At 62.9% G+C, this 13,052-nt stretch carries 14 protein-coding genes and 1 pseudogene; 7 read left to right on the forward strand and 8 right to left on the reverse strand.

All coding sequences use genetic code 11. The annotated features are described in order from the left end of the window. Nucleotides 1-73: 73 nt before the first annotated feature. A complete protein-coding gene (rhaI, locus tag ABIB57_RS03650) occupies nt 74-1,363 on the forward strand; it encodes an L-rhamnose catabolism isomerase (RefSeq protein ID WP_354038499.1) in 1,290 nt (429 codons plus the stop codon). 205 nt (nt 1,364-1,568) lie between these two features. Here rhaI and ABIB57_RS03655 read toward each other — a convergent pair whose 3' ends face one another. Continuing rightward, on the reverse strand, nt 1,569-3,065 hold the full coding sequence (locus tag ABIB57_RS03655; protein ID WP_354038500.1) for a CoA-acylating methylmalonate-semialdehyde dehydrogenase: 1,497 nt from the start codon (nt 3,063-3,065) through the stop codon (nt 1,569-1,571). 94 nt (nt 3,066-3,159) lie between these two features. On the opposite strand from ABIB57_RS03655, the gene ABIB57_RS03660 reads away from it, so the two are divergent. Then, nucleotides 3,160-4,038, forward strand: coding sequence for a LysR family transcriptional regulator (locus tag ABIB57_RS03660; RefSeq protein ID WP_354038502.1), 879 nt, complete (start codon nt 3,160-3,162; stop codon nt 4,036-4,038). On the opposite strand, the gene ABIB57_RS03665 is transcribed toward ABIB57_RS03660, so the two are convergent. Beyond that, nucleotides 4,039-4,938, reverse strand: a complete 900-nt coding sequence (locus ABIB57_RS03665; RefSeq protein ID WP_354038503.1) for a LysR substrate-binding domain-containing protein — start codon at nt 4,936-4,938, stop codon at nt 4,039-4,041. It lies immediately after the preceding gene. Nucleotides 4,939-5,065: 127 nt separating this feature from the next. Here ABIB57_RS03665 and ABIB57_RS03670 point away from each other — a divergent pair, with 127 nt between their 5' ends. Then, nucleotides 5,066-5,248, forward strand: a complete 183-nt coding sequence (locus tag ABIB57_RS03670; protein WP_354038505.1) for a hypothetical protein — start codon at nt 5,066-5,068, stop codon at nt 5,246-5,248. 42 nt (nt 5,249-5,290) lie between these two features. Further along, nucleotides 5,291-5,764, forward strand: a complete 474-nt coding sequence (gene ybaK / locus ABIB57_RS03675) for a Cys-tRNA(Pro) deacylase (protein WP_354038507.1) — start codon at nt 5,291-5,293, stop codon at nt 5,762-5,764. A gap of 64 nt (nt 5,765-5,828) precedes the next feature. Here the strand turns inward: ybaK and ABIB57_RS03680 are convergent, their stop codons facing one another. Continuing rightward, nucleotides 5,829-5,975: a DUF1127 domain-containing protein gene (locus tag ABIB57_RS03680; RefSeq protein ID WP_299729924.1), complete on the reverse strand. Its 147-nt coding sequence runs from the start codon at nt 5,973-5,975 to the stop codon at nt 5,829-5,831. A gap of 203 nt (nt 5,976-6,178) precedes the next feature. Then, the gene (locus ABIB57_RS03685; RefSeq protein ID WP_354038508.1) at nt 6,179-6,319 is read right to left on the reverse strand and encodes a DUF1127 domain-containing protein; all 141 of its coding nucleotides are present in this window, start codon (nt 6,317-6,319) and stop codon (nt 6,179-6,181) included. 195 nt (nt 6,320-6,514) lie between these two features. Between ABIB57_RS03685 and ABIB57_RS03690 the strand changes: the two genes are divergently transcribed. The 3 genes from ABIB57_RS03690 to ABIB57_RS03700 are packed head-to-tail and all read left to right on the forward strand — an operon-like array spanning nt 6,515 to nt 9,385. Next, on the forward strand, nt 6,515-8,776 hold the full coding sequence (locus tag ABIB57_RS03690; RefSeq protein WP_354038510.1) for a heavy metal translocating P-type ATPase: 2,262 nt from the start codon (nt 6,515-6,517) through the stop codon (nt 8,774-8,776). Then, entirely contained in the window at nt 8,773-9,183 is a 411-nt protein-coding gene (gene cueR / locus ABIB57_RS03695; RefSeq protein ID WP_354038512.1) for a Cu(I)-responsive transcriptional regulator, read from the forward strand. The genes ABIB57_RS03690 and cueR overlap by 4 nt, the downstream gene beginning before the upstream one ends. Nucleotide 9,184: 1 nt before the next feature. Continuing rightward, nucleotides 9,185-9,385, forward strand: a complete 201-nt coding sequence (locus ABIB57_RS03700; RefSeq protein ID WP_354038513.1) for a heavy-metal-associated domain-containing protein — start codon at nt 9,185-9,187, stop codon at nt 9,383-9,385. A gap of 72 nt (nt 9,386-9,457) precedes the next feature. On the opposite strand, the gene ABIB57_RS03705 is transcribed toward ABIB57_RS03700, so the two are convergent. The 4 genes and pseudogenes from ABIB57_RS03705 to ABIB57_RS26815 form a co-directional block, all read right to left on the reverse strand. Further along, nucleotides 9,458-10,408: a substrate-binding domain-containing protein gene (locus tag ABIB57_RS03705; protein WP_354038515.1), complete on the reverse strand. Its 951-nt coding sequence runs from the start codon at nt 10,406-10,408 to the stop codon at nt 9,458-9,460. Nucleotides 10,409-10,458: 50 nt separating this feature from the next. Further along, on the reverse strand, nt 10,459-11,463 hold the full coding sequence (locus ABIB57_RS03710; protein WP_354038517.1) for an ABC transporter permease: 1,005 nt from the start codon (nt 11,461-11,463) through the stop codon (nt 10,459-10,461). Then, entirely contained in the window at nt 11,444-12,472 is a 1,029-nt protein-coding gene (locus ABIB57_RS03715; RefSeq protein WP_502914343.1) for a sugar ABC transporter ATP-binding protein, read from the reverse strand. Before ABIB57_RS03715 ends, ABIB57_RS03710 begins: the two co-directional genes overlap by 20 nt. Next, nucleotides 12,467-12,985 (reverse strand): annotated as a pseudogene (locus ABIB57_RS26815) (ATP-binding cassette domain-containing protein); the annotation flags it as partial. The gene ABIB57_RS03715 and the pseudogene ABIB57_RS26815, both read right to left, overlap by 6 nt. Nucleotides 12,986-13,052: the final 67 nt, after the last annotated feature.

Below are 13,052 nucleotides of genomic sequence, written 5' to 3' on the forward strand. Positions count from 1 at the left end.
TTGGGGGAGAGGTCGGCCCTCTTGGGCCGGGTGAGGGGGCCTATCGGTGGGGCGGCCATTAGGGAGGAAACACATGACCGATACCATCATCGACCAATCCACCGTCGAAGCCAGCAACGCCGAGCGCTTGGCCGACCTCAATGTCGACTATGACACGCTTGGCGAGCGGCTTGACCGGCGCGGGGTCGCTATCGACGACATCAAGGCCAAGATCGCGGCGTTTTCGGTGGCCGTCCCGTCCTGGGGTGTCGGCACCGGCGGGACGCGCTTTGCCCGCTTCCCCGGCATTGGCGAGCCGCGCGATATTTTCGACAAGATCGAGGATTGCGCCGTCATCGCCCAGTTGACGCAGGCGACCAAGACTGTGTCGCTGCATATTCCGTGGGACAAGGCCGATCCCAATCGGCTCAAGCAGGCAGCATCGCGGTTTGGCCTGGGCTTTGATGCGATGAATTCCAACACCTTTGCCGATGCCAAGGGGCAGTTGCAGAGCTACAAGTTCGGCTCGCTGGCGGCTTATCAGGCAGAGACGCGCAGCCAGGCGATCGAGCATAATCTGGAATGCATCGAGATCGGCCAGACCATCGGCTCTAAGGCGCTGACGGTGTGGATCGGGGATGGTTCGAACTTCCCCGGGCAGGTCAATTTCACCAAGCAGTTCGAGTTCTATCTCGAGGCGATGAAGTCGATCTATGCCGAGCTGCCGGACGATTGGCGGCTCTACACCGAACACAAGATGTATGAGCCGGCGTTCTATTCGACGGTGGTGCAGGACTGGGGCACCAATTACCTGATCGCCAAGGAACTCGGCGACAAGGCGTATTGCCTGGTCGATCTGGGGCATCATGCGCCGAATGTGAATATCGAGATGATCGTGGCGCGGCTGGCGCAGTTTGGGAAGCTGGGTGGCTTCCACTTCAACGACAGCAAGTATGGCGATGACGATCTGGATGCGGGCTCGATCGATCCGTATCGGCTGTTCCTGGTGTTCAACGAGCTGGTGGATGCCGAGAACCGGTATCCCGATTTCAACCCGGCGCACATGCTGGACCAGTCGCACAATGTCACCGATCCGATCGAGTCGCTGATGCTGAGCGCCACCGAAGTTCAGCGCGCCTATGCGCAGTCGCTGATTGTTGATCGCAAGGCGCTGGAAGGCTATCAGACCGGCAATGACGCGCTGGCTGCGACGCAGACGCTGAAGCAGGCGTTCCGCACGGATGTCGAGCCGATCCTGGCGATGGCACGGCTGGAAGCTGGCGGCGCGATCGATCCGGTGGCGGCGTATCGTCAGGCTGGGTATCGGGCGAAGGTCGGGGCGATCCGGCCGGCGATCGAGGCGGGGTCGAGCGGGATCGTTTGATCTGCTGACCTTGGATGAAATACGGAGGCCCGGTGAGAGATCACCGGGCCTTTTGTCACCTCTCCCTTTGGGGGAGAGGTCGACCCGCCTTCGGGGCGGGTGAGGGGGCCTTTCTCAAACACCGAGCCCAGTAAAGGCCCCCTCACCCGGCGCACACGACCTTCACCTCTCCCCCCAGGGAGAGGTGAAGGTCGTGTGCGCCGCCCTACTTCATCACCGGCATCTGAAATTCCGCGCCGTCCTTGATGCCGGATGGCCAGCGGGCGGTGACGGTCTTGATCTGCGTCCAGAACCGGATCGAGTCGGTGCCATACTGGTTGAGGTCACCGAACGAGCTGGCCTTCCAGCCGCCGAAGCTGTGATAGGCGACAGGCACAGGGACCGGGACGTTGATGCCCACCATGCCCACATTCACGCGCGTGGCGAAATCGCGGGCGGCGTCGCCGTCGCGGGTGAAGATGGCGGTGCCGTTGCCATAGGGGTTGTCCATGGTCAGCTTGAGCGCTTCCTCGTAGGTCTTGGTGCGCACCACCGAGAGGACCGGGCCGAAGATTTCTTCATTGTAGATGTCCATATCGGCGGTGACGTTGTCGAACAGTGTCGCGCCGACGAAGTAGCCGCCTTCATAGCCCTGCAGCGAGAGGCCGCGGCCATCGACGGCCAGGGTTGCGCCCTGCTCCACGCCCTTGTCGATGAGACCGAGGACGCGTTCCTTGGCGGCGGCGGTGATGAGCGGACCCATCTCGGTGGCCCGGTCGGTGGCGGGGCCGACCTTGAGCTTTTCGATGCGCGGACGCAGCGCGGCGATGATCTTGTCGGCGGTGGCGTCGCCCACGGGGACCGCGATGGAGACTGCCATGCAGCGCTCGCCGGCGGCGCCATAGCCGGCGCCCATCAGCGCATCGGCGGCCTTTTCCATGTCCGCATCGGGCATGATGATCATGTGGTTCTTGGCGCCGCCAAAGGCCTGGACGCGCTTGCCGTGGGCGGCGGCGGTTGCATAGACATAGCGGGCAATAGGGGTGGAGCCGACGAAGGAGACGGCGGCGATGCCCTCATGGGCGAGGATGCCGTCGACGGTGGGCTTGCCGCCGTGGACGACGTTGAGAATGCCCTTGGGCAGGCCGGCTTCGAGCATCAGTTCGGCCAGCTTGACGGGCACGGAGGGGTCGCGCTCGGAGGGCTTGAGGATGAACGCGTTGCCGGCCATGATCGCGGGGCAGAGCATCCAGAGCGGGATCATCGCGGGGAAATTGAACGGCGTGATGCCGGCACCGACGCCGACCGGCTGGCGCATGGAATACATGTCGATGCCCGGGCCGGCGCCTTCGGTGAATTCGCCCTTGAGCAGGTGCGGGCCGCCGGTGACGAATTCAGCCACTTCGAGGCCGCGCATGATGTCGCCCTTGGCGTCGTCGAAGGTCTTGCCGTGTTCAGCACTGAGCAGTTCGGCCAGGGCGTCCATATCGCGATTGAGCAGGGCCACAAAGTTGAAGAACACCCGGGCCCGGCGCTGCGGATTGGTGGCGGCCCAGCCGGGTTGCGCGGCGAGGGCCGAGGCGACGGCGGCGTCCAGATCGGCCTCGGTGGCGAGGGCCAGGCGGGCCTGCACTTCGCCGGTCGCAGGGTTGAACACGTCTTGGTATTCGGCACTGTGGCCGGTGGTTTCGACGCCGTCGATGAAATGGCCGATGGTGCGCATAAGAGCTCCTCTTGTTGGGGAGGAGTCATGAGGCTATAAATTTTGCGGGGCAACACGATAGATTTGCCATCGGTTGTGCGGAAAGTGTAGCGCGATGAATTGGGACGACGTGCGGATTTTCCTGGCCGTGGCGCGGCAGGGACAAATTCTGGGGGCCGCGAAGGCGCTGGCGCTGAACCATGCCACCGTGGCGCGGCGGCTGACCGCGCTGGAGGAAGCGCTGGGCGCGCGGCTGTTCGTGCGCAAGACCAATGGCAGCGACCTTTCATCGGAGGGGGAAAAATTTCTTATCCATGCCGAGCGGATCGAAAGCGAGATGCTGGCGGCGCGCGAGGCAGCGGGGGCCGATAGCGGGATTGCGGGGACGGTGCGGGTCGGGGCGCCGGATGGGTTTGGGGTCGCGTTTCTGGCGCCGCGTATTGGGGAACTGGTGGAGCGGCATCAGGGGTTGCGGATCGAGCTGGTGCCGGTGCCGCGCACGTTTTCGCTGTCGCGGCGGGAGGCGGATATCGCGGTGACGCTGGAGCGGCCGAGCGAAGGGCGACTGGTGGCGCTCAAGCTGACCGATTATCGGCTGGGGCTGTATGCTTCGGCGGATTATCTGGCGCGGCATGGTGAGCCAAGGACGCTGGCCGATCTGGGGCGGCATCGGCTGGTGGGGTACGTGGAGGATTTGTTGTTCACCGCATCACTCGACTACACGGCCGAGTTCCTCAAGGACTGGCGCTCCAGCATTGCGGTGTCGTCGGCCATGGGGCAGACCGAGGCGGTTCGGGCGGGCGCGGGAATCGGCATTCTGCACGGCTTCATGGCACGGGGCGACGCGGCGCTGGTGCCGGTGCTGGCAGAGCACACGCTCAAGCGCAGCTATTGGACCGTGGTGCACGAGGATCTGCGGATGATCCGCAGGGTGGCTGTCGTGGCCGAATTCCTGAGCGAAGTCGTGGCGCGGGAGCGGGCGATTTTCGCTTGATTAGCCCTCCGCGCGAAGCGGGGCGGTGGCCGCCACGATCCAATCACGGAAGGCGCGGATCTTGGGGGAGTTGCGCCGGGTCTCGGGATAGACCAGATAATAGCCATGGCCATCGGTGGCCAGCAGGTCGAAGGGCTGGATGAGGCGCCCGGAGGCCAGTTCATCGCGGTAGAACCCGGCAGACAGCATGGCAATACCGCGTCCGGCAATGGCTGCGGCGGCCTCCAGATTCTGCGATCCCAAAAGGCTAATTGGCCGTTGGGGCACGGTGCGATCCTTGACACCGGCCTGTTCGAACCACAGCTCGAACCAGTCGTCCCCGCTGTTGACGAAGGGCAGTTTCAACAGGTCCGCCGGTTCGCGAATACCGCCGATGGTCGCGGCCAAGCCGGGGCTGAGCATGGGGGTAAAATCGGCCTTGATCAGCAGGTGGCCGACCAGGCCGGGCAGGATTTTGCGCGTGCCACGGATGACCACGTCGATCTCGTCAGCGGCAAAATCGGTCAGCCGCACATCGCTTTCGATACGCACCGCAATGTCGGGATGATCGACCTGGAACAGGCCGACGTTCTGCGCCAGCCAATGGCTGGCAAAGATGGGCACCGAGGAAATGGCGAGCGTGCCGTCGGCGCGGCCGCGCGTATCGGCGAAAGCCTCGCGCATTGTATCGAAGGCCCGCGTCACTTCGGGGGCCAGTTTTGCGCCCAGCTCGCTGAGCGCGATCTGGCGCGGCTTGCGGAGAAACAAGGGAGCGCCCACCCGCTCCTCGAGCAGTTTGATCTGGTAGCTGACGGCGGCCTGCGTCATGCCCAACTCGTCGGCGGCCCTGGTGAAACTGAGGTGACGGGCCGTCGCCTCGAAGGCGCGGATGGCGGTTAATGGCGGCAGCGACTGGCTCATGATGCATAACCTCTCCTTATGCATGGTAGTCGAGCTTCGATTGGATAAACAGCCTGGTTAGCCATAAATCTGGTGCATCGGAATGGATAGGAGGCGGCCCGGCATAAGGGCCGTTAGAGCTATGACCTTGATTGCATCATCTCATGCCCAGCCCTGCAAGCCCACCCTGCTCGCCCGCGTCAAGGCGTGGCTGGACGCCCGCCCGACCCGCCGTCAGCGGCGAGCAACGGTCGATTTGCGGTTTGCCTCGGAGAGTTTGCAGCGTGATCTTGGCCTCGACAAGCTGACTTTCACCGAGCGCCGCTGGTAGTGCGCCGCTTGATCGGGTGGCGCAATCGGCTAGAAATGGGCGATGCACAAGACCACGCCCGCCACCGTCGCCATTACCAAAACGGGCCTGCCCTTCACGCTGGCCAGTTACGATTACGACCCGAATGCTGACCGCGTCGGACTGCAGGCGGCCGAGGCCATGGGCGTGGAGCCCGGCGTGGTATTCAAGACCCTGATGGCCGAAGTCGACGGCAAGCCGGTTTGTGTCGTGGTGCCGTCGGACGAGGAAGTGAATATGAAAAAGCTCGCCGCTTCCGTTGGCGGCAAGCATGCGGCAATGATGAAGCCCGTCGATGCCGAGCGGCTGACAGGCTACAAGGTCGGCGGCATCAGCCCGTTCGGGCAGAAGCGCAAGGTGCCCACGGTGATCGAAGAAACCGTGGTGCTGCTTGAAGAGATTTTCATGAATGGCGGGAAGCGCGGCTTACAGGTGCGCATGAAGCCTGAGGACGCGATTGCGGCGCTGGAAGCGAAGCCGGCGGATGTGATCCGCTGATCCCAGAAAAGACAAAAGGCGCCCGCATGGACGCCTTCATCTACAGCACTAAAATCAGCAGTGATTACTGAGCAAGCTTGCCGGTAGCAATCGCCTTGAAATCGGCGCGGGTGATGCCCAGGTCGTTGAGCTGGCGGTTGTCGAGGTTGCTGAGCTCGCGCATCGTGCGCTGATACTGGGCGAATTGTGCAAGGCGTTGGCGGATGGTCATTTTCATTTCCCCTTCGGTTGATGGCCCTTATCTATAGCCGTGGGGTCGTGATTAGAAGATGGACTCTATGCACATCTATTATGCATTTGGTGCACAGGAATGAGGCAGGACGTTCACACTGGATTCAGGTTTTAGAGTCCTGAAAAGACAAAAGGCGCCCGAATGGACGCCTTCATCTTCAGCTTTGGTAGAGAGTGTTCGGCTTAGCGAGCAGCGCGGGCAACAGCCTTGATATCGGTGCGGCTGATGCCGAGATCGTGGAGCTGGCGGTTGTCGAGAGCGTTGAGCTCACGCACGGTCTGCTGATACTGAGCGAACTGGGCAAGTTTCTGGCGGATGTTCATTTCAATTTCCCCTTCTGTTTGGTGACTTATATCTAGGGCCGTTATTGCCGACCGAGTAGATAGAGTTACGTCAGCCCAGCTATGCACTATTCGAAGGTTAACGCACCCTTAATCCGGTTAATCCGCTAATCCTCGCCCTGGCCCTTGACCTTCCCATGATGGGAACCTCTATATGCTGTGGGACGAGGTGAAATCATGACTGACATAGAGCTAAAAACCCGACCCATTTCCATCGATATCGAGGGCATGACCTGTGCCTCCTGCGTGTCGCGGGTGGAAAAGGCGCTGCTCAAGGTGCCATCGGTGACCGCCGCATCGGTCAACCTGGCGACCGAGCGCGCCACCGTGCAACTGGCCGATACCAGCAATGTGGACGCGCTGCTCAAGGCAATCGAAAAGGCCGGCTATACGGGCAAGCAGACCGATCACAGCCAGCATATGCATGGCGGCCACCAGCACCATGACGAGGACGCCGGCGTGCTCAAGCGCGACGTGACAATCGCCGCGGTGCTGACGCTGCCGCTGTTCGTGCTGGAAATGGGCAGCCATTTCTTCATGGACTTCCACATGGCGCTGCTGAGCCTGGTGCCGCAGCAGGCGCTGTATATTGCGTATTTCGTGGTGGCCAGCATCGTTCTGTTCGTGCCCGGCTGGCGCTTTTTCAAGATCGGTATTCCGGCGCTGCTGCGCGGGGCGCCGGAGATGAACTCGCTGGTCGCGCTGGGGGCCGGCGCGGCTTACCTGTTCTCGGTGGTGGTGACGTTCGCGCCGCAATGGCTGCCGGCGCAGACGCAATATGTCTATTACGAATCGGCCACCGTGATCGTGACGCTGATCCTGGTCGGGCGGTTGCTTGAAGCGCTGGCCAAGGGGCGCACCGGCGAAGCTATTCAACGGCTGGTGCGCGAGCAGGCCAAGACGGCGCGGGTGCAGCGGAACGGGCAAACTGTTGAACTGCCGATCGAGCAGGTCGTGGCCGGGGATATCATCGTGGTGCGTCCCGGCGAGAAGATCGCCACCGATGGCGAGATTGTCGACGGGCAGAGCAATATCGATGAATCCATGATTTCGGGTGAGCCCCTGCCCGTCTCCAAGGGCGTCGGCGCGCTGGTGGTCGGCGGCACGCTGAATACCTCGGGCAGCTTCAATTTCCGCGCCACCAAGGTGGGCGGGGACACCATGCTGGCGCAGATCATCCGCATGGTGGAGGAAGCGCAGGGCGGCAAGTTGCCGATCCAGGCGGTCGTGGACAAGATCACCCTTTGGTTCGTGCCGGCGGTGATCGCCTTGGCAGTGGCGACCTTTGGTGTGTGGACGATTTGGGGGCCGGAGCCGGCTTATGTGTTCGGCATGGTCAATGCGGTCGCGGTGCTGATCATCGCCTGCCCGTGTGCCATGGGACTGGCGACGCCGACCTCGATCATGGTCGGCACGGGCCGCGCGGCTGAGCTGGGCGTGCTGTTCCGCAAGAGCGAAGCGCTGCAACAGTTGCGCGACGTGACGGTGGTGGCGTTCGACAAGACCGGGACGCTGACCAAGGGCAAGCCGGAGCTGACCGACATCATTCTCGATGATGATTTCGAGCATGACGAGGTGCTGGCGCTGGTGGCGGCGGTGGAGGCGCGGTCGGAACATCCAATCGGTGCGGCCATCGTGGCGGCGGCGGAGAAGGCTGGGCTGCGGCTAGGTGAGGTGACGGAGTTCAATTCCTTGCCGGGCCGGGGTGTGCAGGCCCGCGTGGACGGACGGCTGGTCGCCATCGGGGCGCAGCGGCAGTTCGCGCATCTCGATTTCGCCGATTTCGACGCCGCGACACAAAAGCTGGCCGATGAGGGCAAGACGCCGGTGTTTGCGGTGATTGACGACAAGCTGGCCGCGGCAATCGTGGTGGCCGATACGATCAAGCCAAGCAGCAAGGCGGTGATCGCGGCGCTGCATGCCAAGGGCATCAAGACGGCGATGATCTCGGGCGATAATCGGCGCACGGCTGAAGCCATTGCGCGGCAGTTGGGCATTGATGAAGTGCGGGCGGAAGTTTTGCCAGCGGGCAAGATCGAAGCGCTGAACTCGTTGCGTGAGGGGGACCGAAAGGTCGCCTATGTGGGGGACGGGATCAATGATGCGCCGGCTTTGGCGGCGGCCGATATCGGGATCGCGGTTGGGACGGGTACGGATGCGGCGATCGAGAGCGCCGACGTGGTGCTGCTGGGCGGCGATCTGAAGGGTGTGCTCGATGCCATCGCGGTGAGCCGGGCGACGATGAAGAACATCTGGGAAAACCTGTTCTGGGCGTTTGGCTACAACGTGGTGTTGATCCCGGTGGCGGCGGGGGTGTTGTTCCCGGCTTTCGGCATCCTGCTGTCGCCGATGATCGGGGCCGGGGCGATGGCGCTGTCGAGCGTCTTCGTGGTGGGCAATGCGCAACGCCTGCGTGGCGTGAAAGGAGCAAAGCTATGAATATCGGAGAGGCCTCGAGCGCCACGGGCGTGTCGGCCAAGATGATCCGCTACTACGAATCCATCGGGCTGATCCGGGCGCCGCTGCGCACCGAGAGCAATTACCGGGTTTATAGCAGCGACGAGGTGCACACGTTGCGCTTCGTCAAGCGCGCAAGAACGCTGGGGTTCTCGGTGGAGGAGACGGCGACGCTGCTGGGGCTGTGGCAGGACAAGGAGCGCGCCAGCGCCGAGGTCAAGGCCATCGCCACAGGCCATATCGGGGCGCTGGAAACCAAGATCGTCGAGCTGCAAAGCATGGTGAAGACGCTGAAACACCTGGCCCATTGCTGCGGCGGCGACGAGCGGCCGAATTGCCCGATCCTGGACGATCTGGCGGGCGAAGCAATCAAGACGAAAGGACATTGAGATGAGCGGGAAGACGGTTTTTGCAGTGAACGACATGACGTGTGGTCACTGCGTCGGGACGGTGAAGCGGGCGCTGGAGGAGGCATTTCCAGGGGCAGAGGTTTCGGTAGATCTGGCGACGCATCGGGCGGAGTTCGTGGGGGATGCGGCGAAGGGCGCCGAGGCTATTCGCGAAGCGGGGTATACGCCGGAGGCGGTGTAGGGATCTCTGAGGTATCTGCACAAAAAGAAAGGGCGCCCCAAGGCGCCCTTTCCGTACTCTGATCCTGCCCGATCAGAATGGGCTGGAGGCGTCGAGGAAACCGGCTGCGTTGTCCTTGGTGATCAGGGTCGAGTCGAGCACGTAACGGCCCGAAACCTGAACGCCGCTGACGAGGTGCGCAGTGGTCAGCTCGATGGCGGTGGCGATCATGGCCGGGCTGTAGCTGACGTCGACGGGGGTCAGCTTGTCGCCAGCGGCGACGGCCTGGATGATCTGCTGCATGCCGGCGCCGCCCACGACGAACATGTCCTTGTCACGGCCAGCCTGCTTGATGGCTTCGATAGCGCCCAGGGAGATGTCGTCGTCCTGGGTCCACACACCCTTGATATCGGGGAAGCGGGTCAGGAAGTCCTGCATCACCTTGAAGCCGTCATCGCGGTTCCAGTTGGCGAATTCGTCGTCCAGCACCTTCAGATTGGTGTCTTTGATGCCGGCCATGAAGCCGTCGAAGCGCTGCTGGTCGATCGGGATCGGCAGGCCGCGCAGGATGACGATATTGCCGCCATCCGGCAGAGCTTCCTTGAAGTAGGCAGCCGCATTGGCGCCGAGGCCCGGATTGTCACCGGCGACGTAGAGGTTTTCCACGCCATTGATCGAGAGCTGGCGATCAACGACGGTGACGAACTTGCCGGCGTCCTTGACCTGCTTGATGGCCGAGGTCATCGCGTCCGGATCGCCGGGCAGGATAACGAGCGCATCGATGCCGCGGGTGGCGACCATGTCTTCGATATCGGCGATCTGCTTGGGCGCATCAGGGGCCGAAGCGAAGACGAATTCGGCGTTCGGATAGGTCACCTTGAGGCGATCGATAGCCTGCTGGGCAAAATAGTTGACGCCGCCGGTCCAGCCGTGATCGGCAGCCGGTACGGAAACGCCGATAACGACCTTGTCCTGTGCCACGGCGATGCCGCCGAGGCTGCCGACGACAACCGCCGCCGCCAATAGAGTTTTTGCCAGTTTCATTGCAGTCCTCCCGTAAGTGCCCGTTTTGGGCGATGTAAAATTGTGGTCGCTTAACTGGTGCGGCGTTCGCGCTGCAGCAGCACGGCGAGAATGATGATGACGCCCTGGAACGCCCCATTGAGGTAGGGGCTGATCAGGCTTTGCAGGTTGAGAATGTTGCCGATGAGGCCGAGGATGACGACGCCAACCACGGTACCCCAGATGCGGCCATAGCCGCCCTTGAGGGTGGTGCCGCCGATGATCACGCCGGCAATGGCTTCGAGTTCCCAGAGCACGCCGGTGGTGCTGGAGGCCGAGCCAAGGCGCGGCACATAGAGCAGCACGGCGACGCCGACGAGCACGCCCTGCAGGATGTAGGTCAGCAGGCGCACGTTATCGACGTTGATCGAGGAATAGCGGGCGACCTGCTCGCTGGAGCCGATGGCGGCGCAGTAGCGGCCGAAGGCGGTGCGGCGCATGACGATTTCGCCGGCAATCGCCACCACGGCGAAGACGATGATCGGCCACGGCACGCCCAGAACGCCATCGTAATAGACCGGCCGGTAGACGTCGGCGACGTTGAAATTGAGCGACAGCGTGCCGCCATTGGCGAGGAAGGTGACCAGCGAGCGGAAAATGCCCATGGTGCCCAGCGTGACGATGAAGGCTTCGATGCGGCCACGGGTAATCATCAAGCCGTTGAAGACGCCCGCGACGCCGCCGAGCAGGATTCCCGCCAACATGCCGGCGAGGACCACGCCCCAGCCGATACCCATGGTGGGGATCAGCCAGTTCATCACCATGATCATGACGCCGGCAATGACCGCGGCCATCGAGCCGACGGACAGGTCGAGCCCACCGGCGGTGATGACGAAGGTGGCGCCGATGGCGATGATGCCGATGAAGGACGAGCGCGCCAGCACGTTGGTGAGGTTGCTGTAGCTCAGGAAATTCTCGTTAAGCGTGATGCCGAGCAGCACCAGCAGAGCCAGCGCCAGCAGCGGGCCGGCTGTTTTCAAATCAATGCGGAAGCCACGCCGGGGCTTTGCCGCTGTATCAGGCGCTGATGCGCTCATCGTTTCCACTCTGCTTGATGCCCGCGGCGTACCGCATGATTTCGGACTCGGTGATCTCGGCGCCTTCGAGCACGCCAGCCAGGCGCCCTCCGCGCATGACCACCACGCGATGACTGAGGCCGATCACTTCCTGCAGCTCCGAGGAGATGAGGATGATTGACTTACCCTCGGCGGCGAGCGCCGCGATGATGTGATAAATCTGCTGCTTGGTGCCCACATCGATGCCGCGCGTCGGCTCATCCATGATGATGATGTCGGGCTCGCTCTCCATGGTCTTGCCCAGCATCAGCTTTTGCTGATTGCCGCCCGAGAGGCGGCCGACGGCGACGGAGGCGTCGCGGGCGCGGATGTCGAAGCGGCGGACGGCGCGTTCGAGCGCGCGCGTTTCGCTGGCGCTATCGAGGAAGCCGGCGCGGAGGTGTTTCTTGACCGTCAGCAGGGTCAGGTTGGGGCGCAGGCCCATATTGAGCAGCAGGCCCTTACCCTTGCGGTCCTTGGTCATGTAAGCGAGGCCGGCATCGACCGACTGGACCACCCGGGTGAAATCGACCGGCTTGCCGTCAAGCGTGATATCGCCGCCGGTGCGGTGGGTCAGGCCGACAATCGCTTCGGCCACAGCTGTGCGACCGGAGCCGATCAGCCCGGCAAAGCCAAGGATTTCGCCACGGCGCAGGTCGAAGGAGACATCGCTGACGCCAGCGGCGCTGAGATTGCGCACGGTGAGGACGGCGGGCGCGTCGACATCGGGCTCGTGCTTGGGCGGATAAAGGTTGGACAATTCGCGGCCAACCATCATCTGGGCGATGGAGTCTGGCGTCAGCGCCTCGGTGCCCACGGTGGCGATCAACTGGCCGTCGCGCAGCACGGTGACGCGCTGGGCCAGTTCCATGATTTCGTTAAGCTTGTGGGAGATGAAGATCACCGCGACGCCGCGCGCTGTGAGGCGGCGGATCTGCTCGAACAGCGTCTGGGTTTCACCGACGGACAGCACGGCTGTCGGCTCGTCCATGATCAGCACGCGAGCGTCGCGACTGATGGCCTTGGCGATCTCCACCATCTGCTTGTCGGCGACCGAGAGCGTATTGATGCGCGCGTCTGGATCGACATGGACGTGCAGCGTTTCCATGACCGCAGCGGCGCGCTTGCGCATCTCGCGGACGTCGAGGAAGCCGAATTTCTTGAGTTCGCGGCCGAGAAAGATCGAGTCCGCCACCGTCAGGTGTTCGGCCAGGTTCATTTCCTGGTGGATGAGGACGATGCCCATGGCTTCGGCGGCGCCATTGGGCGGCAGTACCACGGTCTCACCGTCATAGATGATAGAGCCAGAAGTGGGCTGTTCGAGGCCGGACAGGATCTTGATCAGCGTCGACTTGCCGGCGCCATTTTCGCCGATGACGGCATGCACTTCACCGGGGCGAATATCGAAGTCGATGCTGAACAGCACCGGGATTTCGCCGAAGGATTTGCTGACGCGGCTGGCGGCCAAAATGATGGGCGCGCTTTCGCCGACACTGCTCGCCATTGACCTGAACCCCTCCCCTGACGCGGCTGGCTTGGCGCCTGCTCATTCGTCCCGTGATCATCGATGT

This window comes from Devosia sp. UYZn731 (genome assembly GCF_040546795.1).
GTDB lineage: Bacteria > Pseudomonadota > Alphaproteobacteria > Rhizobiales > Devosiaceae > Devosia.